This is a genomic window from Arthrobacter sp. N1 (genome assembly GCF_048288285.1).
In the GTDB taxonomy this organism is placed as follows: domain Bacteria; phylum Actinomycetota; class Actinomycetes; order Actinomycetales; family Micrococcaceae; genus Arthrobacter_D.
Genome location: NZ_CP102608.1, coordinates 2,954,222 through 2,977,372 on the forward strand (window position 1 = coordinate 2,954,222; position 23,151 = coordinate 2,977,372).

The 23,151-nt window shown below is 71.0% G+C and carries 21 protein-coding genes; 10 read left to right on the forward strand and 11 right to left on the reverse strand.

Annotation, left to right across the window (positions count from 1 at the left end):
* Positions 1-9: 9 nt before the first annotated feature.
* A complete protein-coding gene (locus NVV32_RS13735) occupies positions 10-1,326 on the reverse strand; it encodes a geranylgeranyl reductase family protein (protein WP_422390524.1) in 1,317 nt (438 codons plus the stop codon).
* Complete coding sequence (locus NVV32_RS13740; RefSeq protein WP_422390525.1) at positions 1,327-2,091, reverse strand: demethylmenaquinone methyltransferase; 765 nt, start codon at positions 2,089-2,091, stop codon at positions 1,327-1,329.
* 169 nt (positions 2,092-2,260) lie between these two features.
* Here NVV32_RS13740 and NVV32_RS13745 point away from each other — a divergent pair, with 169 nt between their 5' ends.
* The 4 genes from NVV32_RS13745 (at position 2,261) to NVV32_RS13760 (ending at position 6,147) form a co-directional block, all read left to right on the forward strand.
* Positions 2,261-3,607 carry an isochorismate synthase gene (locus NVV32_RS13745; RefSeq protein ID WP_422390526.1) on the forward strand — a complete coding sequence of 449 codons (1,347 nt, stop codon included), beginning with the start codon at positions 2,261-2,263 and terminating at the stop codon, positions 3,605-3,607.
* A 112-nt stretch (positions 3,608-3,719) separates the two neighbouring features.
* Positions 3,720-4,520, forward strand: a complete 801-nt coding sequence (locus NVV32_RS13750; protein WP_055767729.1) for a basic amino acid ABC transporter substrate-binding protein — start codon at positions 3,720-3,722, stop codon at positions 4,518-4,520.
* Between the two features lie 77 nt (positions 4,521-4,597).
* Entirely contained in the window at positions 4,598-5,383 is a 786-nt protein-coding gene (locus tag NVV32_RS13755) for an amino acid ABC transporter permease (RefSeq protein ID WP_055767726.1), read from the forward strand.
* A complete protein-coding gene (locus NVV32_RS13760) occupies positions 5,383-6,147 on the forward strand; it encodes an amino acid ABC transporter ATP-binding protein (protein WP_414826614.1) in 765 nt (254 codons plus the stop codon). Before NVV32_RS13755 ends, NVV32_RS13760 begins: the two co-directional genes overlap by 1 nt.
* On the opposite strand, the gene menD is transcribed toward NVV32_RS13760, so the two are convergent.
* The 3 genes from menD to NVV32_RS13775 form a co-directional block, all read right to left on the reverse strand.
* Positions 6,148-7,938: a 2-succinyl-5-enolpyruvyl-6-hydroxy-3-cyclohexene-1-carboxylic-acid synthase gene (menD, locus tag NVV32_RS13765; RefSeq protein WP_422392054.1), complete on the reverse strand. Its 1,791-nt coding sequence runs from the start codon at positions 7,936-7,938 to the stop codon at positions 6,148-6,150.
* Between the two features lie 98 nt (positions 7,939-8,036).
* Positions 8,037-10,199: a PhoX family protein gene (locus NVV32_RS13770; RefSeq protein ID WP_422390527.1), complete on the reverse strand. Its 2,163-nt coding sequence runs from the start codon at positions 10,197-10,199 to the stop codon at positions 8,037-8,039.
* A gap of 281 nt (positions 10,200-10,480) precedes the next feature.
* Positions 10,481-11,521, reverse strand: a complete 1,041-nt coding sequence (locus NVV32_RS13775) for an o-succinylbenzoate synthase (protein WP_422390528.1) — start codon at positions 11,519-11,521, stop codon at positions 10,481-10,483.
* A 112-nt stretch (positions 11,522-11,633) separates the two neighbouring features.
* Between NVV32_RS13775 and NVV32_RS13780 the strand changes: the two genes are divergently transcribed.
* The 3 genes from NVV32_RS13780 (at position 11,634) to NVV32_RS13790 (ending at position 14,406) form a co-directional block, all read left to right on the forward strand.
* Positions 11,634-12,548 (forward strand): phosphatase PAP2 family protein, encoded by a 915-nt coding sequence (locus tag NVV32_RS13780; protein ID WP_422390529.1) that lies wholly within the window; start codon positions 11,634-11,636, stop codon positions 12,546-12,548.
* 105 nt (positions 12,549-12,653) lie between these two features.
* Complete coding sequence (locus NVV32_RS13785) at positions 12,654-13,802, forward strand: zinc-dependent alcohol dehydrogenase (protein ID WP_422390530.1); 1,149 nt, start codon at positions 12,654-12,656, stop codon at positions 13,800-13,802.
* Between the two features lie 10 nt (positions 13,803-13,812).
* On the forward strand, positions 13,813-14,406 hold the full coding sequence (locus tag NVV32_RS13790) for a hypothetical protein (protein ID WP_422390531.1): 594 nt from the start codon (positions 13,813-13,815) through the stop codon (positions 14,404-14,406).
* 54 nt (positions 14,407-14,460) lie between these two features.
* Here NVV32_RS13790 and NVV32_RS13795 read toward each other — a convergent pair whose 3' ends face one another.
* The 5 genes from NVV32_RS13795 to NVV32_RS13815 all read right to left on the reverse strand — a co-directional run bounded on the left by NVV32_RS13795 (position 14,461) and on the right by NVV32_RS13815 (position 17,968).
* Positions 14,461-15,708 carry an MFS transporter gene (locus NVV32_RS13795; protein ID WP_422390532.1) on the reverse strand — a complete coding sequence of 416 codons (1,248 nt, stop codon included), beginning with the start codon at positions 15,706-15,708 and terminating at the stop codon, positions 14,461-14,463.
* Positions 15,709-15,877: 169 nt separating this feature from the next.
* Complete coding sequence (locus NVV32_RS13800; RefSeq protein ID WP_422390533.1) at positions 15,878-16,180, reverse strand: hypothetical protein; 303 nt, start codon at positions 16,178-16,180, stop codon at positions 15,878-15,880.
* Between the two features lie 183 nt (positions 16,181-16,363).
* Positions 16,364-16,747 carry a fluoride efflux transporter CrcB gene (gene crcB, locus NVV32_RS13805; RefSeq protein ID WP_422390534.1) on the reverse strand — a complete coding sequence of 128 codons (384 nt, stop codon included), beginning with the start codon at positions 16,745-16,747 and terminating at the stop codon, positions 16,364-16,366.
* Positions 16,744-17,136, reverse strand: coding sequence for a fluoride efflux transporter FluC (locus NVV32_RS13810; RefSeq protein WP_422390535.1), 393 nt, complete (start codon positions 17,134-17,136; stop codon positions 16,744-16,746). The genes crcB and NVV32_RS13810 overlap by 4 nt, the downstream gene beginning before the upstream one ends.
* A gap of 85 nt (positions 17,137-17,221) precedes the next feature.
* Entirely contained in the window at positions 17,222-17,968 is a 747-nt protein-coding gene (locus NVV32_RS13815; protein WP_422390536.1) for a dienelactone hydrolase family protein, read from the reverse strand.
* A 186-nt stretch (positions 17,969-18,154) separates the two neighbouring features.
* Here NVV32_RS13815 and NVV32_RS13820 point away from each other — a divergent pair, with 186 nt between their 5' ends.
* Complete coding sequence (locus NVV32_RS13820) at positions 18,155-18,697, forward strand: GNAT family N-acetyltransferase (protein WP_422390537.1); 543 nt, start codon at positions 18,155-18,157, stop codon at positions 18,695-18,697.
* 33 nt (positions 18,698-18,730) lie between these two features.
* Here NVV32_RS13820 and NVV32_RS13825 read toward each other — a convergent pair whose 3' ends face one another.
* Positions 18,731-20,608 carry a glycogen debranching N-terminal domain-containing protein gene (locus NVV32_RS13825; RefSeq protein WP_422390538.1) on the reverse strand — a complete coding sequence of 626 codons (1,878 nt, stop codon included), beginning with the start codon at positions 20,606-20,608 and terminating at the stop codon, positions 18,731-18,733.
* Between the two features lie 155 nt (positions 20,609-20,763).
* On the opposite strand from NVV32_RS13825, the gene NVV32_RS13830 reads away from it, so the two are divergent.
* Positions 20,764-21,834 (forward strand): LacI family DNA-binding transcriptional regulator, encoded by a 1,071-nt coding sequence (locus tag NVV32_RS13830; RefSeq protein ID WP_055767688.1) that lies wholly within the window; start codon positions 20,764-20,766, stop codon positions 21,832-21,834.
* Between the two features lie 30 nt (positions 21,835-21,864).
* Positions 21,865-23,133 carry a sugar ABC transporter substrate-binding protein gene (locus tag NVV32_RS13835; protein WP_422390539.1) on the forward strand — a complete coding sequence of 423 codons (1,269 nt, stop codon included), beginning with the start codon at positions 21,865-21,867 and terminating at the stop codon, positions 23,131-23,133.
* Positions 23,134-23,151 lie beyond the last annotated feature (18 nt).

The window sequence follows — 23,151 nt, forward strand, 5'->3', positions numbered from 1 at the left end:
GGTCTAAGACTAACCACGTGCGACGGCGCCATGCGCACGAAGGGTGCCCATGACGGACGGCTGGTTGGTGGTGGGCGGGACGAGGGACTCGAGCAGATGGATCACGCGGTCCTCGAAGCCGCGACCTCCGGCGTCGGTCAGGTTGGCGAGCATCCGGACCACGAACCGCATGAGCAGCGGGACGGGCATGCCCGTGCGCAGCGCGAGGGAGAGGATGGCCGGCTTGCCGATCAGCTGGGCGAAGATCCGGCCCAGCGTGAAGTGGCTGCCCCACTGCTCGCGGACGTAGGGTGCGTAGGCCGACATGACCTGGTCGCGGCCGAGCGGCGAGGAGACGGACCGGGACCGCTCGATGAACTCGGCGGCATAGCGTGCCGATTCCATGGCGTAGGAGATGCCCTCACCGTTGAAGGGCGAGACCATGCCGCCGGCGTCGCCGAGGAGCAGTAGTCCGGGACTGTAGTGCGGCGTGCGGTTGAAGCCCATGGGCAGGGCCGCCCCCCGGATCTCGCCGACCTGGTTCTCGGGCGTGAAGCCCCACTCGGCGGGCATGCCGCCGGTCCAGTCACGCAGGACCTGCTTGTAGTCCAGCTTCCCGAACTCGGCGGAGGAGTTGAGGATGCCGAGCCCGACGTTGGAGGTTCCGTCCCCGACGCCGAAGACCCAGCCGTACCCGGGCAGCGGTTTCCCGGTGGCGTCCGGCAGCTCGAGCCAGCCCTCCATCCAGTCGTCGTTCGTGCGCGGGCTCGTGAAGTAGGTGCGCACGGCGACCCCGAGGGGGCGGTCGTCGCGCTTCTGCATGCCGAGACTCACCGCGGTGCGGGTGGAGTTGCCGTCGGCCGCCAGGACGACGTCGGCCGTGAAATCCCGCGTCTCGCCGGTCTTCCGGCCGTCGGCGTCGAGCAGGTTCACGGTCACGCCCGTGACGCGACCGGTCTCGTCGCGGAGAGCCGTGGACACGGAGTGACCCTCGAGAATCGTTGCGCCGGCCGAGCGAGCGTGCTCGGCGAGGGCCTCGTCGAAGCCGAGGCGGGTGCGGACCAGCCCGTAGTCGGGGAAGTCGCTCAACTCGGGCCAGGGCACCTCCACAGTGCGCTTGCCGGCGATCAGGCGGAGTCCCCTGTTGCGCCGCCATCCCTCACTCTCGTCGTGCGGGAGGCCGAGGAGCTGCAGCTCCCGCGTGGCACGGGGCGTGAGTCCGTCGCCGCACACCTTCTCCCGGGGGAACCAGGTCTTCTCGAGGACCGTGACCTCGATACCCGCGCTCGCCAGGTAGTAGGCCGCGGTGGACCCGGCCGGACCGGCGCCGACGATCAGGACGGACATCTAGCCCGCCGCCGACGTGCGTCGGGTCAGCCGGACCTGGCCCGGGAGGAGCGGTTCCTCGCCGGGCGCTGCGGGAGCCTTGACGGCGCGGTGCACGGCGACGATCCCGCCGTTGAGGTTCCGGTACTCGACGTCGTTCCAGCCGCTGTCACTGATCCAGGCGGCGAGAGCGTCCTGGTCGGGCCACGCCCGGATGGACTCGGCGAGGTACACGTAGGCGTCCGGATTCGAACTGACCTTCCGCGCTATCGCCGGCAGGGCCCGCATGAGGTACTCGGTGTAGGTGGTGCGCCAGAGGGCCACGGTGGGCTGGGAGAACTCGGCGATCACGAGGCGTCCGCCGGGCCGCGTGACGCGCAGCATCTCGGCGAGCGCCTTCTTCGGCTCGTTGACGTTGCGGAGCCCGAAGGAGATGGTCGAGGCGTCGAAGGAGTTGTCCGCGAACGGGAGGTTGGTGGCGTCCCCGGCGACGAAGTCGATGTCCGGGCGGCGGCGCTTGCCCACCTTCAGCATGCCGAGCGAGAAGTCGCAGGCGACGACGTCGACCCCTGCGTCCGCGTAGGGCTCGCTCGAGGTGCCCGTGCCGGCCGCGAGGTCCAGGACCCGCTGGCCCGGTTCGGCTCCGACCGCGTCGACGACGATCCGGCGCCATCGACGCGTCTGTCCCATCGACAGGACGTCGTTGACGACGTCGTACTTGGGCGCCACGTCGTCGAACATGGCTGCTACTTCGTCAGGGCGCTTCTCCAGCGATGCACGATTCACTCCCCCAGTGTCTCAAACATTGCCGCGATGCCCGACCGGCACGGTAGGGTCCGCAGGCCCGCGCCCGCCGGGACGCGGGCGCACGCGCCGGGACGTGCCGAACCTCACGGCGCAGGGCGACCTTCCCGCAGGAAGCGGGCCGGAGCCGCCGGAGTACGCTTGGACCATCATGAGCACTCCGTCCCTCACCGCGCTGACGCCTGCGCCCGGACAGTCCCGCGGGCTCCGCAGCATCACGGTGGCACGCGGCGACATGGATCCGCAGTCCGGCCTTCTCGAGTACGTGGTACGCAACGATGCGCACACCTGGATCCGGCGCGGCGGCGGCCTCGTGGCCTACGGCGAGACGGCCCGCTTCACCACCACCGGCCCGGACCGTTTCACGCAGGCGCAGGAGTGGTGGCGCCGGGAGCTGGCCGGCGCCGAGGTGCAGGATGATCTCGGCGTACCCGGAACCGGCCTGATCGCCTTCGGGTCCTTCGCCTTCTCCAAGACGTCGTCCCACGAGTCCCGCCTGATCGTCCCCGAGGTGGTCATCGGCTGCAGCGAGGGGCGGACCTGGCTGACCTACATCACGGACGACGCCGGCGCCGAGCTCAGCGCGGAGGCGGCCGAGGCGGCGCTGGCCGCCTATCTCGTCGAACCGGACGCCGACCGCTCCCCCGATCCCGCGGACCACCTCGGCCCCGGGGTGCTCAGCGAGGAGCAGTACGAGCTCGCCGTCGAGGAGGGCGTCAAGCACGTGCAGGGCGGCGAGCTCAGCAAGGTGGTGCTGGCCCGCGACGTCGTCGCCCACCTCGCATCGCCCGTCGCCACGGCCCAGGTCCTGCGGGAACTGGCGGTGCGCTACGAGGACTGCTGGACCTATGCCGTCGACGGCCTGATCGGATCCACGCCCGAGATGCTCATCAAGGTGGAGAACAACACCGCGCAGGCACGCGTGCTCGCGGGGACACTGGACCGCGCCGGTGCGCCCCTCGATGACCCCGGCTACCCCACGAGGGTGCTCGCCGGCTCGGACAAGCAGCTCCACGAACACCAGATCGCCATCGACTCGCTCACCGAGACCCTGCAGCCCTTCACGAGCTCCATGACGTCCCACAGCGAGCCCTTCGTGCTCCAGCTGCCCAACGTCTGGCACCTCGCGTCGGACGTCACCGCGCAGCTCGCCGTCGACGACCGCGGCCAGGTCCCGACGTCGCTCGCCCTCGTCCAGGCCCTCCACCCGACCGCTGCGGTGTGCGGCACGCCGACGACGGTCGCGGGAGCGCTCATCCGGGAGCTGGAGCACCTGCAGCGGGGTCCGTACGCGGGGCCCGTCGGCTGGATCGACGCCGGCGGCAACGGCGAATGGGGGATCGCGCTGCGCGGTGCGGTGGTCGAGACCCCGACGCGCGTGCGCCTCTATGCCGGGTGCGGGATCGTCGAGGGGTCACAGCCCGCTGCAGAGCTGGCGGAGACCTGGAGCAAGTTCAGGCCGATGATCGAGGCGCTGGGCCTGACCGCCCCGTCCTGACCCTTGGTTACCTATAGGCAATGCCTGTAGCCTGTGACGCACATCTCTCTTTCGTCGCTAGAATCAGCAGGACCTTTTTCCGATCCATCACGTCCGCACAAGTGAGGCACCCATGCTTTCCAAGAACTACGCACTGCTGGCCGCCCTGGCCGCCGGCACCCTCGCGCTCAGCGCCTGCGGTGGAGGCTCCGACGACGCCGGCTCCGGCACCGCCTCCGGGGAGGCCGGCGGTCTGAGCCTCGTCTCCGAGGGCTCGCTGACGGTCTGCTCGGACATCCCCTACCCGCCCTTCGAGTACGAGGAGAACGGCGAGTACACCGGGTTCGACATGGACCTGATGCGGGAGATCGCCACCGGGATGGGCCTCGAGCTCGCCGTCCAGGACGTCGGCTTCGACGGGCTCCAGAGTGGGGCCGTCCTCGGCGCCGGCCAGTGCGACATCGGCGCGAGCGCCGTGACCATCACGGAGGAGCGCCAGGCGAACCTCGCCTTCTCCGATCCCTACTACGACTCCCTGCAGTCCGTCCTCGTGCCCGAGGACTCGGACATCGCCTCCATCGACGACCTCGCCGGCAAGAAGGTCGGCGTCCAGCAGGGCACCACCGGCGCCCTCTACGCGGAGCAGAACGCCCCCGAGGCCGAGCTCGTCCAGTACCCCTCCGATGCCGAGATGTACGCCGCGATCCAGGCGGGCAACGTCGACGCGCTCCTCCAGGACCTCCCGGTCAACCTCGGCCACACCGAGGACGGCGCCTTCACCATCGCCGAGGAACTGCCCACGGACGAGCAGTACGGTTTCATCATGGCCAAGGAAGGCAGTGAGGAGCTCGTGACCGCCGTCAACGAGCAGCTGACCGCGCTGCGCGACAACGGCACGTACCAGGACATCTACGACACCTACTTCTCGGAGTAGAACCACCGCAGCCCGTGCGGCGTCGACGACGGCGCCGCACGGGCCCCATCTCCTTCGAAGGAAGGTAGTTCCTCCGCGTGAAACGCTCTACACGCAGACGCCTCACGCAGGGCGTCCTCTACGCGATCTTCGCAGCAGTCATCCTCTTCGTCCTCCTGTCCGCGGACTGGGGGAGGATCCAGCCCTACTTCTTCAACATCGACGTGGCGCGGTCGGCCTTCCCCGAGATCCTCACCATCGCGGCGAAGAACACCATCGTCTACACGGCGATCGCCTTCGTGGGCGGCATGCTGTTCGGGCTCCTCCTGGCGCTGATGAAGCTCTCCCCCGTCCTGCCGTACCGCTGGCTCGCGACCGGCTACATCGAACTCTTCCGCGGGCTGCCCGCCCTGCTCGTGATCTTCGGTTTCGCCTTCGCGGTGCCGATCGCGTTCCAGTGGCAGGCACCGGGCGGCAGCGTGGGTGCCGGCCTGATCGGCCTGATCGTGGTCTCGGCGGCGTACATCGCCGAGACCATCAGGGCAGGCATCGAGGCCGTGCCCAAGGGTCAGGTCGAAGCCGCGCGGTCCCTCGGCATGGGTTCCACGTGGACGCTGGTCACCGTCGTGCTCCCGCAGGCGTTCCGCATCATCACCCCTCCCCTGACGAACGAGCTCGTGATCCTCATCAAGGACACCTCGCTGCTCTTCATCGCGGGTATGGCGATCGGCGACCGTGAACTCACGACCTTCGCCCGCGACTCCCTGACGAACTCGGCGAACGCGACGCCCCTGGTGGTGGCAGCACTGCTCTACCTGGTCATCACGCTCCCGCTCACGCAGCTGGTCGCGAAGCTCGAACGACACAACAAGAGAGGCCGGTGATCCCCGTGGCGCATGCAGCTCCGGGCACCACGGCGGTGCCAGCGATCGAGATCCGCGCACTGTGCAAGAACTTCGGCGAGAACGAGGTGCTCAAGGGCATCGACTTCCATGTGGACCAGGGCGAGGTGGTCTGCGTGATCGGCCCCTCGGGCTCCGGGAAGTCCACCCTCCTGCGCTGCGTCAACCGGCTGGAGGAGCCCACCTCCGGCACCGTCATGGTGGAGGGCATCGACATCACGGACCGCGAGACGGACCTCGACGACGTCCGCACGCGCATCGGCATGGTGTTCCAGCAGTTCAACCTCTTCCCGCACCTCAGCGTGCTGAAGAACCTCACCCTCGCGCAGCAGCGGGCCAAGAAGCGGGGCAGGGCCGAGGCCGTCGAGGTGGCCCGGCGCAACCTCGCCAAGGTGGGCCTCTCCGAGAAGGCGGATGCCTTCCCTGCCCAGCTCTCGGGCGGCCAGCAGCAGCGGGTCGCCATCGCCCGGGCCCTGTCGATGGACCCGGACATGATGCTCTTCGACGAGCCGACCAGCGCCCTGGACCCCGAACTCGTCGGCGACGTGCTGGAGGTCATGAAGCAGCTCGCCCGCGAGGGCATGACGATGATGGTCGTGACGCACGAGATGGGCTTCGCCCGTGAGGTCGGGGACCGCGTGGTGTTCATGGACGGCGGCGTCGTGGTGGAGCAGGGCAGGCCCGAGGACGTCCTCGGGGACCCGCAGCACGAGCGGACGAAGCTCTTCCTGTCGAAGGTGCTCTAGCTAGGAGACCGTCACGTCCGCCACCGCCCGGCGGATCCGTGCGTGGAGGTCCCGGAGGGTGCTGCGGTCGGTGCGCACCTCGAGGATGGAGCGGCCCGAGATGGGCCGCTCCATCGCCGTATCCAGCTCGTCCAGCGTCGTGGCGCGCTCGTACCGGAGTCCGTAGGCGGCCGCGAGCGCGGCCACGTCCACGGTGTGCGGGGTTCCGAACAGGCGTTCGACGGCGGCGCCGTACCGCGCCGTCGTCGCCTCGGCACCGTGCTCGAGCAGGCCGAAGATCCCGCCGCCGCCGTCGTTGAGGACCACGATGTGCAGGTCCGGCTGCGGTTCGCCGCTGCCGAGGAGCAGGCCACCGACGTCGTGCAGGAACGTGAGATCACCGAGGAGGACGCGGGTCGGGATGCCCGCCGCGAGCGCCACGCCGCTCGCGGCCGAGAGGGTGCCGTCGATCCCGGCCAGCCCGCGGTTGGCGAAGACCTCGAGCGGATGCCAGCCGGTCGAGGCGATCAGATCCATGTCCCGGATGGGGTTGGAGGACCCCAGCACCAGGTTGCCGTCGGTGTGCTCCCAGACGGCATCGGCCACGTCGAGTCCCGTCATCCGCTCCTCGTCGACCAGGAGCGAGCGGATGGCGGCGTCGGCCGCTGCCCCTGCCTCGCGCCAGCGCCCGAGCCAGCCCTCCGCCCCGCGACCCGCGAAGGCGATCAGGCCGGGCAGGTCGTCGATGATGCGTTCGGTCCGGCGCCCCTCCTCGAACCAGGCCACGGGCTCGGGCAGGTACAGCGCGTGCTCGACGTCGGCCCGGGCGAGGAGCGCGGTCACCGGACGGGACAGCGTGGGCCGCCCGAACGTGACCACGCGGGTGATCGACGGGCCGAGATGCTCGAGCAGCAGGCGGTAGGCCGGGATGCCACTGCTGCCGAAACGCGCGTTCGACGACGGCTCGGCCAGCAGCGGCAGGTCCAGGTGGGCGGCGAACACCGCGGCCACCTCGCCGGCACCGTGTCCGGCGACGACGACCGTCGTTCCCTGACCGTCCGTGGGGAGGTCGGAGCGGGACGCGCCCACCGGGCGCGTCGACACCTGCGCGGCGGACTCGGGCGTTCCCGAGCCGGCCGGTGACGCCGATCCGACGACGGACCCACCCCCACCATCCCACCCGTTCGCGGCGGCCGTCCGCCCTTCCGCCTGTACGGGCCGGGCAGATCGGAGGACGTCCAGGTCGTCCGCGTCCGGCACCAGGGGGTCGCGGAAGGCGAGGTTGAGGTGCACCGGACCGGCCGGGCTGGTCGCCGCACCGTCGTCCGGCCGCCCGAGCGCGGCGCGCAGCACGTCGCCGATGAGGCTCGTGGGATCCTCCCCCGCGCCCACATCGACGCCCGCGCGCACGTGGACGCCGAACAGTCCGGGCTGCACCGTCGTCTGGTTCGCGCCGGTCCCTCGGAGCTCGCCGGGCCGGTCCGCGGAGACGACCACGAGGGGCACCGCGGCATGGTTCGCCTCCATCACGGCGGGAAGCAGCTCGCCCACCGCCGTGCCCGACGTCGTCACGACGGCCGCCGGCCGCTGTCCGCCGAGCGCCAGGCCGAGCGCCGCGAAGCCTCCGGACCGCTCGTCGATGCGCACGTGCAGCCGGACGAGCCCCTCGGCCTCCGCCTCGGCGAGCGCGTAGGCGAGCGGGGCGCTGCGGGATCCGGGGGCGACGACGACGTCGGTCACACCGCCCGCCACCAGGGCCCGCACGGCCCGGGCCGCCGTCACGGCGGAACCGAGGGGGGCTGGAGGGGACATCTCTGAGTCGGTCACCTCTCCATCCTCACATCCCGGACGCGAACGCACCCCCTCCCGACGGGGAGGGGGTGCGTGGGCCGTCCGGGTCGGGGACGGCGCTACTTGCCGTCGCTGGTCCCGCGCGATTCGCTGATGCCGGACTTCGGCCGGGCCTTGCCGGGCGAGCGGCGGCCGCGTCCCCTGTGGTCCTCGGCCGGAGCCTCCGCGCCGCGGAACACCTGCACCACCGAGGGGCGGGGAACGGCTGCCTCACCCTTGCGGGGCAGGGCCCCGAGCGGCACGTAGTCCGGGAAGAGCGATGCCTGCTCGGCCCACGTCCCGTCCTCCCCCGGGTGCTGCACGGCCACGAACACACTGCCCTCCTGGTCCCGGATGACGGGCCCGCAGGTCTCGGCGTCGCGCGGGACCGCGAGGAACTGCTGCACACGGCCGCGCTCCGCGCCGACCAGGCCGACCTTGAACAGGCCGTCGTTGAATCCCACCGTCCCGGGCTGGCCGTCCGTGGAGATCCAGAGGTTGCCCTCGGAGTCGAAGGCGACGTTGTCGGGGCAGGAGATCGGCGAGACCTTGTCCTTCGGGTAGCCCGCGAAGTAGGTGGACGGGTTGCGCGCAGGATCACCGCAGACGAGCAGGAGGTTCCACGTGAAGCGCGTGCCTGTCGCGTTGTTGCCGGCCTCGGTGATCTCCACGACGTGGCCGTCGCGGTTCTGGGTGCGGGGATTGGCCTCGTCGGCGATCGCGGTGGAGCCGACGCCGCGGTTGGTGTTGTTGGTGCAGGCGATGTAGATCTTGCCGGAGACGGGATTCGGCTCCACGTCCTCGCAGCGGTCCATCTTCGTGGGGCCCACCTTGTCCGCGGCCAGTCGGGTGTAGACGGCCACGTCGGCCGCCGTCATGCCCGGCACCACGGACGTGTTGTCGATGAGGAGCGGCAACCACTCGCCGACGCCGTCGAAGGCGCCGTCGGAGGGGAGCGTGCCCGTGCCGTCGATCTCGGCGACCGAGTTGCCCTGGAAGCGCGCCACGTACAGCGAGCCCTCGCTGAGCAGCGTCATGTTGGCGCGACGCGCGGCAGGGTTGGTGCCCGGGGTGACCCGGTTCCGGGAGACGAACTTGTAGAGGTAGTCGAACCGCTCGTCGTCGCCCATGTAGGCGACCACCCGGCCGTCGGAGGCCACCGTGACGTTCGCACCCTCGTGCTTGAAGCGGCCGAGTGCCGTGTGCTTCTTCGGGGTGGACGTGGGATCGAAAGGATCCACCTCCACGATGTAGCCGAAGCGGTTCGTCTCGTTCTCGTAGCCGGCATTCCGGGTGTCGAAGCGCGGCTCGTCGATCTCCCAGCCGCGGACGGTCGGACGGTTGCTGATGCCGTAGCGGCGGTCGCCGGCGCTCGTGCCGGGCGCGACGAAGTAACCGTTGAAGTTCTCCTCGCCGGAGAGGATGGTGCCCCACGGCGTGGTGCCGCCGGCGCAGTTGCCCAGCGTGCCGAGGATCGTCCGGCCCTCGGGATCGTCCTTGGTCCTGAGGAGGTCCGAGCCTGCAGCCGGGCCAGTCACCTCGTACGGCGTGGTGGTCAGGTAGCGGCGGTTGAGGGCCGCACCCTGCACGTAGGACCAGGGCTTGTTGGCGTTCTTGCGCTCGAGCTCGACGACGGACAAGCCGTGTGCGGCCTTACCGATCCCGCGCACCTCGGCTGCGGCGAGGGTCGGCGGGACCATGATGTTCTCGTTCGTGTACTCGTGGTTCGCGAAGAGCACGGCACGGCGGCCCTTGCTGCCCTCGATCTCGATGATGTCCGTGTAGTCGCAGTTGTAGCCGAACTGCAGCGCCTGCGCTGCTGCGGTCTGGTTGGCGGCGTCGAACCTCGGCGAGCCGGCGAACAGGGGATCGCCCCAGCGGATCACCGGCTTCCAGCCGTAGCCCTCGGGAACGGTCATGTCATCCACCAGGGCGTCCACGGGGGCGATGGGGGTGAAGGCCAGCTTGCCCGCCGGTTTCCCGGGCCTCCCCGGGGCGGCGACGGCGGACCCGGCGCCGGTCTGGGTGCCGACCAGGAGCGTCAGTGCTCCGGCAGCGCCCACGCCGAGCGCGCTGCGGCGCGAGAACTCGCTGCCGGCGATGTCACGGAAGTAGGTGTTCCTCGACGTGTTGCAGACCGCGTCGGAGCACGCATTGTCACACTTCAGGGCGCAGGTCACGGCACTGCGCTTGCCCTTGGTGTGGCCGAGCATGGGCAGCAGGCGGCGCGTGGTGTCAGTCATGGGGGTGGTACCTCTCAAGAAGATGAACGGCGTTCGCCCCTCACCCTGCCGAGACCACCTGAACAGCCGTGGTGCGTGCCGGTGAACGCCGGGTTAACGACGCCGGAACAGGGCCTGCCCGTCAGCCTGCGGGGAGCACCGCATCCCGCAGCGCCGCGTCGAGCACCGCGGTCCGGGGCCGGGCCTCGGCTGCTGAAGCCGTCACGGGGTGTTCCTCCCACGACGACGCTGGACGGTCCACCCCGGACCGCTCGCATCGACCGCGTCCTCCCTGCGTGTGGTCACTCCGCGTCGCCCGCGGCGGACCTCCGGTCCCGCGCTGCGAGGACCGCATGGGTCCGGGCGAGCCGCTCCAGCCACCAGGACCGACGGTCTCCGTCGGCTGCGAACCGCAGCAGTCGTTCTTCACGCACGTCGACGTCACGCACGGGCAGGTGACCGCCCTCGGGCACCAGCGAGGCGTCCGTGACGTCGCCCTCCATGAGCGAGACCGTGGCCAGGCCGCAGGCGAACGGCAGGTCGGGCAGCGCTGCCGCGAGCGCGACGCCCGAACGGATCCCCACCGAGGTGTCCAGGGCGGAACTGACCACGGCCGGCAGCCCGGCCCGGCGGATGATGTCGAGCGCCCGCCGCACTCCCCCGAGCGGTGCGGCCTTGACCACGAGGACGTCGGCCGCATCCTCGCGCGCGACCAGCAGCGGATCCTCCTGCCGCCGGACGCTCTCGTCCGCCGCGACGAGGATCCCGGACCCGCGGCGCCGGAGTTCCAGCCGGACGGCCCGGAGGCCGGGGATGTCGGCGACCGGCTGCTCCACGTACTGCAGCCCGGACGGCGCCAGGGCATCGAGTGCCGTGAGCGCCTCCGCGACCTCCCAGCCGCCGTTCGCGTCCACCTTGATGCCGGCGTCGGGTAGGAGCCGGCGGACCTCCGCCACGCGGGCGACGTCGTCGCGCAGGTCCTGTCGCCGCTCCGCCACCTTGACCTTGACCGCGCCCACCGGCCCGAAGCGGGCGAGGACGCCCTCCACCGCCTCGGGCCCGACGGCGGGGACGGTCGCGTTCACCGGCACGGAGTCGCGGACGGATGCAGGGAACCCTGCCCAGGCCGCCTCGACGGCGGAGGCCAGCCACGGCGCGGACTCGGCGTCGTCGTACTCGAGGAAGGGGCAGAACTCCCCCCAGCCGGCGGGGCCCCGGAGCAGGAGTGCCTCGCGATGCAGGACGCCGCGGAACTTCACCCGCATGGGGATGGACACCACGCGGGCCGAGGACAGCAGGTCCCCGAGCGACGGCAGGGGCAGGGGTGCGGTCGGTGGCGTCACGCCCTCAGGCTACGGCAGCCCCCCGCGGCCCCGGAACGGCAGGCGGACACGCCTCAGGACGAGGTCACAGGACGGTGACGGAACTCCGAGGTCGATGTGGAACGATTGACCGATGACCACGCAGCGGACCAGGACGACGGCCCGGGCGGCGCGCTCGCCGTTCGTCTTCGTGCTGGCCGCAGCCGCCTGCGCGGCGGCTCTCGGCTGGACCTACTGGGCCTTCGTCCGGACCACGACGGGGCAGTTCGCGGACGAGTCGGCCTGGCAGGAGGCAGGGGTGGCGGCGCCGGACACGCAACTGCCCTTCCTGCGGTTCCTCGACACGCTTCCCGCCATCTCCGTGGTCCTCGCCGCGGCGGCCATCCTCTTCGTGGTGCTGCGGCGGCAGCGGTACGGGGCGGCGGTGGTCGCCGTCGCCGTCGTCCTCACCTCGAACCTGACCACCCAGGTGCTGAAGAATCTCGTCTTCGACCGCCCGGACCGGGGCGTCGCCACGCTCGCGTTCAATTCATTACCCTCCGGGCATACAACTCTGGCGGCATCGGCGGCAGCGGCCGTCTTCATCATCATGACCCCCCGCTGGCGTCCCTTCGCCGCCGCTGCGGGTGGTGCCTACTCCGTCCTCGCCGGGGTGGCCACGTTCATCAACCTGTGGCATCGTCCGGCGGACGTGGTCGCGGCTCTTCTCGTCGTCGGCACCTGGACGCTCATCGGCGGCCTCATCATCATGCGCACGGGCGATCACTGGAACCGGTGGGAGGGATTCGGCAGCGGGTGGGGCTCGTCGCGCGGCTGGCTGGTGCTCTGCTGGATCCTGGGCCCGGGCGGCATGCTCGTGTCCGCCGTCCTGTACGTGTCCGTCCAGGCAGCCGGCCCGGCCGCCGTGCCGGGGACCGCGACCGTCCCCCTCTTCTTCTGGTGGGGGCTGACGTGGATCGTCGGCGTGGGCTTCACCCTCTCAGGGGCCGCGGGCTGGCTGTTCGCCGCCCAGGCGCGCCGCACGCCGGCTACCGACCGCCGGCGATAACACCCTCCGCGGTCCTCCGCACGCGCTTTCCGTCCCCTGCTCCTTGTTGAAGCGCTGCTCCGTCCGGTGCCACGCTGACCGGACGAGCGACGAAAGAGGCGACGGATGAGAGCCATGGTCTACCGCGGTCCCTACACGATCCGCGTCGAAGAGAAGCCCATGCCGACGATCGAACACCCGAACGACGCCATCATCCGGGTGACGACGGCGGCCATCTGCGGCTCCGACCTGCACCTATACCACGGGATGATGCCGGACACCCGGATCGGCCACACGTTCGGCCACGAGTTCATCGGGGTGGTCGAGGAAGTGGGCCCCTCGGTGCAGAACCTGAAGCGCGGCGACCGCGTGATGGTGCCCTTCAACGTCTACTGCGGATCCTGCTACTTCTGCGCACGCGGCCTCTACTCCAACTGCCACAATGTCAACCCGAATGCGACGGCGGTCGGTGGCATCTACGGCTACTCGCACACCACGGGCGGGTACGACGGAGGGCAGGCCGAGTTCGTGCGCGTCCCCTTCGCCGATGTGGGACCGGCCATCATCCCGGACTGGATGGACAGCGAGGACGCCGTGCTGCTCACGGACGCCCTCGCGACGGGCTATTTCGGGGCGCAGCTCGGCGACATCGTCGAGGGTGACACCGTGGTGGTCCTCGGTGCCGGACCGGTGGGCCTCTACGCCGCGAAGTCCGCCTGGCTGATGGGCGCGGGGCGCGTGATCGTCGTCGACCACCTCGAGTACCGGCTCGAGAAGGCGCGCACCTTCGCCCACGCCGAGACCTTCAACTTCGCGGAGTACGACGACATCGTGGTCGAGATGAAGAGGACCACGGATTGGCTCGGGGCCGACGTCGTCATCGACGCCGTCGGGGCCGAGGCGGACGGGAACGTCCTCCAGCAGGTCACCGGGACCAAGCTCAAACTGCAGGGCGGTTCGCCGATCGCGCTCAACTGGGCGATCGACGCTGCCCGTAAGGGCGGCACGGTGTCCGTCGTCGGTGCCTACGGGCCCATCTTCAGCGCCGTGAAGTTCGGGGACGCGCTCAACAAGGGCCTCACGCTGCGCATGAACCAGACACCGGTGAAACGACAGTGGCCTCGCCTTTTCAGCCATATCCGGAACGGCTTCCTCAAGCCGAACGACATCGTCACCCACCGGATCCCGCTGGAGGACATCGCCGAGGGGTACCACCTGTTCTCGGCCAAGCTCGACAACTGCATCAAGACCCTCGTCATCGCGGATCCCAGCTAGGAGGCACACCATGTCGACGACGCCGTCCACCCCCTACGTCGCGAACAAGCCGAAGGACATCCCGTCCGCGGAGGCTCTCCGGGCGCGCATCCCGGGCTGGGGTGCGGACCTCGACCCGAAGGACCGGCCCTCCTACCCCCGCGAGGTGTACGACCCCGCGGGCACCGGCGCGCACTGGGACTACCCGGACGAGCAGCAATCGGGCCGGGAGGGCCGGGAGCGTTCGATCGAGCACGGGCAGCTGACGCCGGTCTTCGGGACCAGCGCACCGCTCCACGGCGTCTCCGGCCGGATCCGCCGGTACGCCTACCGCTACAGCGAGGGGCGGGCGGCGCACTGGCTCATCCTGATCGGGGCCGACCGCGTGGATACCTGGGGTGCGCACCTCCGATCGCTGGTGTCCCTCCGTCCGGACAACCCGGTGACCGAGACGGGCGTCCTGGCGGAAGGACGGTTGCACGGCATCGCGTCGCGCCTCGGGAAGAGGCGCGCCGACGTCAACCACCAGTGGCTCGACCCCGTCATCGTGGGCGGTCCGTGGGTCATGGCGACGGCAGGAGCCGTTCTGGCGGCGCGGGTGATCCGGCGTCGCGCCCGGCGCTGACGAGGGCCAGGTCACGGCGACGGCCGGAGCGTAATCGGCCGCACGGCACATGCCTCAGCCCCGCGGCACCGCGGGGTCCGCGGGGTCCGCGGAGCCCGGTGCAGCGCGCGGGATCCAGTACCAGAGCACGGCAGCACCGAGGAAGCCGAGGGCGGCCGTCGTCCAGATGCCCGCGGACAGGGTCGCCAGCGCCGTGACCAGGGACAGGAGTGCGGGTCCGGACATGTTCCCCACATCCGTGAACAACCGCCAGATGCCGAGGAACTGCGGACGGCCGGGCGACGGCGAGAAATCGGCGCCCAGCGTCATCACGATGCCCGAACCGATGCCGTTGCCGAACCCGATGAGCAGCGCCACCAGCAGCAGGCCGACCGCGTCCGCGGTGAACGGCAGCAGCGTCAGGGACGTGCCCATGATGAGCATGCAGGGCACGGCGATCCAGCGGCGGCCCTTGACGTCCATGATCTTGCCGGACGGGTAGAAGATCAGCATGTCGATGGCGCCCGAGAGACCGTAGATGAGCGCCGTGGACGAGGCGTCCAGCCCGATGCTCTCCGCCCAGAGGGGGAGGACGGCCTGACGGGTCGCCCGCACGGCGGCGATCAGGAGGACACCGATACCGACCGTGACGAAGATCCGGGAGTGGCTGCGCATGACGGACCGCACCGTCGGCGCGGGCGGGGGCGCCAGCGCCGCCTCGACGGGTGACTGCGCGGTGAGGGCCACGCGGCCGGGAGCTCCGAGCTCGGGGACGCGCCAGCTGAGGACCGCGGCCGCGATGCTCGCGCCCCCGCCGACCCAGTAGGCGCCGTCCAGGCCGTACACGCTCATGGCGAGGGCCGCGGCGAAGGGGCCGATGAACACGCCGATGCGCGTCACGCCGCCCAGGGTGGAGAGCGCGCGTGCTCGGAAATGGGCGGGGACGGCCTCCGTGAGGTAGCTCTGCCGGGCGAGGCCGAACACGGCACCGGCCATGCCGACCATGAACACGGCGGCAGCGAAGACCGGGAGGGTCGGTGCAGCGAGCGCCAGGAACATCGCGGCCGCGCACCACAGCGCCGCCCCCACGAGCGCCTTCCGCTCCCCGAAACGGGTGGCGATCAGGGTGGCCGGGACATTCGTGACGAGGGACCCGATCCCGGACAACGTGATGACGAGGGCCGCTGTCGCCACGTCTGCTCCGAGGTCCCGCGCCGTCAGGGCGATGACGGGCAGGATGGCCCCTGTCGCGACCCCGTAGAGCAGCGACGGCCCGTACGCCCCGACGGCGATCGATCGGAGGTCGAAAGTTTCCCTGGGCACCGTTCTACCCTAGTCCGAGGGCCGGCATCGGGCGCGGTCGATGTCCTCGCGACGGCAGACCACCACGGGATCAAGGCGACGGAGCGCGACGACGAGGCGGCACGAGGGCGTGAGGACGAGGGGACCGCGGCCCTGGACGGAGTGGACCCGCGGCTCACAGCTTCCCCGCCTACTCGCCGCCGGCGTCACCCGCGTCGGCGCCCGCCCCGAACGAATCCGAGGCCCCGAAGGACGCGGGCAAGCCACCCTGCGGATCACCGTGGCTGGACGTCACATAGGCGTGCAGGGAATCGCCCGCCCGGAGCACCGAGGCATCCGTGTAGTCGGGTGGACCCTCCTCGAGGGCCAGGGCGGGAAGCGGGGCGCAGGCGATGGTCGTGCCGGCCGCAGCGGGCCACGGCACACGGGTGGCGAGATCCTCGGCCTCGATGGCCGGTGTCGCAGGAAGACCGGGCTGCAGGTCCTGGTCCACGCTTACCTCCTCGTCAGGCACCACTCCCAGGGTGCACTGTCTCGATGGTCCCGCGTCCAGCGGAGGAGTCAAGGGGTCCCGGCCCCTCGACGAAGGAGGGTACGCCCGCCGTGCCGGGCGGGATCCGGAGGACGCGGCATGTCAGCGGGCGTGGACATGGCTGCAGGCCAGGGATACCCGGGTCTACCCGGCCAGGAGGAACCCCGCCCACAGCCCGAGGCCGGCTGCGGCCAGCGCCGTCACCGCTGTGCCGAGTCCGGAGAGGAGGGCAGCGCGGGTCCGACCGGCCTGTACCAGCCGCACGGTCTCGTTGCTCGCCGTGCTGAAGGTGGTGTATCCGCCGAGGAATCCGGTCCCGGCGATGAGCGTCCACTCCGGCGGCAGGGCCGCCGCCAGGACGATCCCGGTGAGCAGGCCCAGGAGCAGGGAGCCGGAGATGTTGACGGTCATGGTGCCGACCGGGGCCGCCCCGTGCATCCGCGAGCGGATCGTCCCGTCGAGCACGAAGCGGGCCACGGATCCCAGTCCGCCCGCGAGACCGACGGCCAGCACGACGGCGACCCTCATCGCTCGGACCCGAGATGGTGCTGTTCCCCGGTCGGACGCCCGCTGTGCCCGACGGCGATACCGGCCGCCGTCGCCACCAGTCCTATGAGGACCGACACCGCCAGGTAGCCGAGTCCTGCGAGGAGGCGCCCGTCGGACACCAGGAGTGCCGTGTCGACGGCGAGCGCGCTGTAGGTCGTGAATCCACCCAGGAACCCGGTGCCGAGCACGAGCCTCAGCGCCCGGCGCCGTCCCACGTCGGGACCTCGGCGCGCGAGCGCCTCGAGCAGCACTCCGAGGGCGAACGCGCCGGTGACATTGATCAGGAGGATACCGAGCGGCAGGCCACCCGGAGCCGGGAGCACCTCGGCCAGGCCGAACCGGGCGAGCGTGCCGGCTGTGCCGCCCATGAGGACCAGCCCCAGGTACCGCGGCCGGAGGTGTACCGGGCGCCGCCCGGCGGGAGGCCGGGCAGCGCCCGGTGCGCCGTCGCGATCAGGCAACGTGCCGCGCGAGGAACTCCAGCGTGCGCTGCCAGGCATCCTCGGCCGGAGCTGCCCGGTAGGCGAAGCGGTTGGAGTCATTGAAGAAGGCGTGGCCGGCACCCGGGTAGACGACGGCGGTGAAATCGACCCCGGCGTGCTGCATCGCCGCCTCGAGGGCCGGCAGTTCCTGCAGGAGCCCGTCGTCGTCCTGCCCGTAGAAGGCGAGGACGGGCGCCTCGATGCGCCCGAGCTCTTCCGCCGTGAACGTGGCATGGCCGTAGAACGGCACGCTCGCGAGGAGGCGCGGCTCGTGCACGGCGAGGGAGAAGCTGTACGTCCCTCCGAAGCAGAAGCCGATGATGCCCACGCGCCCGGCCACCTCGGCGTCATCGAACAGATGGGAGAAACAGGCCCGCACGCGCTCCGTCGTGAGGGCGCCGAACTCGGGACTGAGCAGGGGCGCGAGGAGCGCACGCAGCTTCGGCTGCGCCTCGTTCCGCGCCTCGTCGTCGGGCCCGGCCAGCGCCTCCCCCAGGCCCAGGGTGTTCTGCTCGGTGATGCCCTGGTCGGCGAGGAGATCGGGCGCGACCACGACATAGCCCTCACGCGCGAAGCGGTCGGCGACATCACGCGTGTGGCCGACGAGCCCCCACACCTCGTGCACGAGTACGAGCCCGCCCCGGACCGGTCCCTCCGGCCGGACGACGTAGGCGGAGACGGTCCCGGAAGGGGTGTCGATGTCCTGGAGAGTGCTCATTCGCCTAGGCTTGCACGCTTCGTGATGCTGCGCCAACCACCCGACCGGTTGTCGGTGATGACGGTGCGGCCGATCTCCCACCGGCATGGGGGCAGGGTGCGATGTCGTCGTCGATGGCCCAGCCCCCCCTCCGGCGGCGACCGTTCCGACGGCGGGACGGGCGGGTCCGGCCGTCGCTCGGCTACGATGGCGCGGGTGTCCACCACCCTGCCCTCGGGGACGACCCTGCGCCTTCTCGTGTCCACGGACGCGGCTGAGCTCGCCGCCGCGTATCGCCGGAACCGCGCGCACCTGGCGCCGTGGGAACCGCTGCGGGAGGAGGGCTTCTTCACCGCCGATGGTCAGGCCGGTGCGGTGGCCGCCCGCCTCGCCGGCCTCGCGTCAGGGACGGACGCGCCCTGGGTCCTCGAGGCGGAGGGCCGGATCGTCGGAACAGTCACCCTCTCCGGGATCGTCCGCGGCCCCTTCCTCAGCGCCCATGTGGGCTACTGGGTGGACGCCGCGCTGCAGGGACGGGGCATCGCGTCGGCGGCACTCCGGGAGGTCCTCACCGTGGCCCGCGACGACCTCGGACTGCACCGCGTGCAGGCATCGGTGCTGCCGCACAACACCGCGTCCCGGGCACTCCTCGACCGGGCCGGCTTCACCCTGATCGGATCGGCGCCGTCCTACCTCCGGATCGCGGGGCGATGGCAGGACCACCTCCTGTACCAGCGCATCCTCGCCTGATCGGGCCCGGCTCCGGACGCCGGTAACGGCCCGTCAGAGCGCGCCGAGGGCCTGCGCGATCGGCACGGCGGAAGCGGCGGCCCAGGCCTGCGGACGGCACGACGCCGGGTACGGCACCGGGCGCTCGACGTCGGCCGCAGCGTGGCCGGAGAACAGCTCCGGCAGCCGCCAGTCGAAGCCCTCGGCCGCGTCCAGCAGACCGTTCGCCAGCTCGGCGGCCGCCTCCACGAACCCCGCCCGCAGCATGCCGCCGATGATGATGCCGGTGTCATGGCTCCACACGGACCCCGCGTGGTAGCGCGTGGGCCAGTAGCCGCCGTTCGTTGTCGAGACCGTGCGGATCCCGTAGCCGGAGAACATGGCCGGGCCGAGGAGGCGTGCGACCACGTTGGCCTCCTCCTCCCCCGTCAGGATGCCCGTGCCGAGGAGGTGGCCCATGTTGCTGGTGACGCCGTCGACCGCTCGCTTCTGCGCATCGAGGGCGATGGCGGGGTAGGAACCCGCCCCGTCGGAGCACCAGAACTGCTGGCGGAAGCGCGCCGCAAGCGAGGCGGCGTAGCTGCGCCAGGCCGTCGCGCCGGGCCGGCCGAATGCCTCAAGCAGCGCGGCGCCACCCATCGCCGCCTCGTAGGCGTAACCCTGCACCTCGCTGAGGGCGATCGGCCCGTCGGCCAGGGAACCGTCATGCCAGCGGATGGAGTCCCCGGAATCCTTCCAGCCCTGGTTGGCGAGGCCGTGGCCGCTCGTGTCCAGGTACTCCAGGAAGCCGTCACCGTCGGAGTCGCCGAAGTCCCGGAGCCAGGCGAGCGCGAGCTCCAGCGGGTCGAGGAGCGGCAGGACGACGTCGTCGCCGAGTCCTGCGCGCCAGGCATCGTGCAGCAGGATGATCCACAGTGGGGTCGCGTCGATGGTGCCGTAGTACACCGGTGGCAGGACGATGCCCGTGCCCCCCTCCTCGAACTGCAGCGTGCCGCGGCGCACCTCGTGGAGGATCTTGCCGGGCTGCTCCGCCGACGAGGGATCGCTCACGGCGCCCTGTCGCGCGGCGAGTGCCCGGAGGGTCGTCCCCGCGAGGTCGGTGGAGAGCGGCAGCAGCATGCGGGCCGCGATGAGGGAGTCGCGGCCGAACATCGTGAAGAACCAGGGAGCGCCCGCCGCGAGGAAGGTGGCGGAGGGGTTGTCCGCAGCAGCCATCCGCAGGCCGTTGAGGTCGGAGACGGAGCGGGTGAGGAGATGCCCGATGCGGCGGTCCCGGGTGTGCCGGACCTGCGGAACCTGCAAGAGCCGCCCAGCGGGAGCGACCATCGGAGCCCCAGCATCGTGCAGGTGCAGGGTGAACCCGGCATCCGCCGAACCGCCGGCCGCGACGGTGAGCCGCCAGGTGAGCGTGACGGCGCCGTCCTCGAAGGTGACGTCCGCCGTGCCTGCATCCAGGTGCGCCACGGTGTCCCCGGTGCGCCAGGTCCAGCGGAGCGCCTCCAGTGCCAGGGGTGCGCCCGCCTCCTGGCCGGACTTCACCTTCTCCATGGGCGTGCTGTCCGCAAGGAGCGTGCAGGCGAGCTCCACGGGCAGCGGGGCGTCGAGCGCCGAGTCCAGCCGGAGGCGCTCACCGACCCCCTGCGCCGTCGCGGTCCTGGTCCTCGTCAGCTGGACGAGCGGATCGGCTCCCGCGCCCTCCACCCGGACCAACGAGAGGAAGCGGATCTCCTGACCGGACACCACCTGCGTGCTCACCCAGTCGGGCTCGGTCCCGCCAACGGTGAGGAGGGTGCTGCTGATGACGCGATCGTCCCCGCAGAAGATCCCCTGCGCGCCGTCGCGCCTGATCTGCCCGTGCGGATCGGACCACGCCTGCACCGGGGCGCTGAACACGCCGGTGAGGTCGTGCAGGAACGGCTGGAGGTGCGCCATCGGATCTCCTCGGGGTCGGTCCGGTTGTCCACCCTAGCGAGGATGCCGGTTTTTGATCGTTCACATCAACCATTGACAGCGTATTTGAACGTTCATACTCTTGTAAACGTCGCATCACACCCGGTGCTCCGACGACGGAGGGGAGGCAGGACGGCATGGCGAAGACCACGCTCGTGACCCTGGCAGATTCCCTCGGGGTCTCCCGCCAGACCATCTCCAACGTCATCAATGCCCCGCACCGCGTCAAGCCGGCCACCCGGGAACGCGTCGAGGCTGCGATCGCCGCGAGCGGTTACCGGCCGAGCGCTGCCGCCCGGCAACTCCGCACGCGGCGGTCCATGAACCTCGGGCTGCGGCTCATGCCCGTGCACGACGGCATCAACGGCTCCATCCTGGACCGCTTCCTGCACTCCCTCACCGAGACCGCGCAGCGCGAGGGCTACCGCCTCACACTCTTCAGCGCGGACTCCGACGCCGACGAGATCGGCCAGTACGAGGAACTCCTGCAGGTCGCCGACATCGACGGGTTCGTCATCACCGGTACGCACCACGGGGATCGCCGCACGGCCTGGCTCATGGACCGCGACATCCCCTTCGCCGCGTTCGGCCGCCCCTGGAGCGAGACGGAGGATCCGTTCCTCAGCCGCCACGCATGGGTCGACGTCGACGGTGGCGCCGGCACGGCCGAAGCCACCGCGCTCTTCCTCGCCGAGGGCCACACCTCCGTCGGCTTCCTCGGCTGGCCGAGCGGTTCCGGGGCGGGCGACGACCGTCGGGCGGGATGGCAGCGCACGCTCGCCGCGGCCGGTGTCGGGACGGCGCGCATCCTCGAACTCACCGCCTCGATCGACGACGGCATCCAGACCGGGGCCGTCGCGACGCGGCACCTCATCGCCGCGGGGGCGACGGCGATCGTCTGCGCGAGCGACTCGCTCGCCCTCGGTGCTGCCGCCCAGCTGCGCGAGGCCTTCCCCGACCGCCCGGCAGCCGTGACGGGCTTCGACGACACACCCGTCGCCGCAGCCGTCGGCCTGTCCAGCGTGGCGCAGCCCATCGAGGACGCGGCCCGCCACGCGATCGCCGTCCTCACCCACCAGCTTGCGGAAACAACAGCGGCGGGCGCCGGCGCGCCCGCGCCGGACAAGCACCTGCTACTGCCGGCGACGCTGGCACGACGAACGTCCTACCCGCTCGGCGGTGACATCTCCACCGTCGGCAGCTCCTGACAGCACCACCTCCCACGAAGGACACAGACAATGACGACTGGCAACCATCGCACCCCCCGGCGCCTCGCCGCCGCGGCCCTCGTGGCCGCGGGAGCGCTCACCCTCTCCGCCTGCAGCGGAGGATCGGGATTCTCCGATGCCGGCGAAGGATCCGGCGACCAGACCGAGCCCACCGATGCTCCCCTGACCGTCCTGATCGGCTCCTCCGGCACGGCCGAGACCGACGCCGTCACCAGCGCGGTCTCCGACTGGTCCGGTGAATCCGGCATCGAGGCGACCGTGAACGTGGCCTCGGATCTCCCCCAGCAGCTCAGCCAGGGCTTCGCCTCCGGTGATCCTGCCGACGTCTTCTACGTCTCCGCCGATGCCTTCGCCGGGTACGCGGCGAACGGGTCCCTGGAGCCCTACGCCGAGGACCTCGCGGCGAAGGACGACTTCTACCCCGCCCTCCGCGAGGCCTTCACCTACGAGGACACGCTGTACTGCGCACCCAAGGACTTCTCCACCCTCGGACTCGTGATCAATGACCAGCTGTGGTCCGCCGCGGGGCTGACCGACGAGGACATCCCCACCACCTGGGACGAGCTGGCCGACACCGCCGCGACCCTCACGAAGGACGGCACCACCGGGCTCGCCTTCAGCCCCGAGTTCCAGCGCGTCGGCGCCTTCGCCGCCGCGGCGGGCGGTGGACTCGTCATCGACGGCGAGGCGACGGCGAACAGCACGGAGAACGTCGAGGCGCTCACCTACGTGCAGCAACTCCTGGACGATGGCGTAGCCGCCTACTCCTCGGACCTCGGCGCGGGATGGGGCGGCGAGGCCTTCGGCAAGGGCCAGGCCGCCATGGTCATCGAGGGCAATTGGATCGCCGGCGCCATGAGCGCGGACTACCCCGACGTCGAGTACTCGATCGCCGAGCTGCCCGAGGGCCCCGCCGGGAAGGGAACCCTGCAGTTCACCAACTGCTGGGGCATCGCGGCCGACAGCGAGAACATCGCCGGCGCCCGTGAGCTGGTCGAGCAACTGACCTCCGCGGACAGCCAGCTCGCCTTCGCCCAGGCCTTCGGCGTCATGCCGTCCATCCAGTCCGCCGCGGACCAATGGTCGACCGAGTACCCGGATCTCGCGCCCTTCATCGCCGGTGGCGACTACGCGCAGAACGTGCCGGCTCAGCCCGGGGCCGTGGACGTCATCGCCGAACTGAACGCGCAGCTGGAGAGCCTCCGCACGGCCGACCCGCAGCAACTCCTCGACGGCATCCAGCCGGACCTCGAAGCCGTCCTCGCCGACGCCCGGTAGACCGGCCCACAGTCCCCG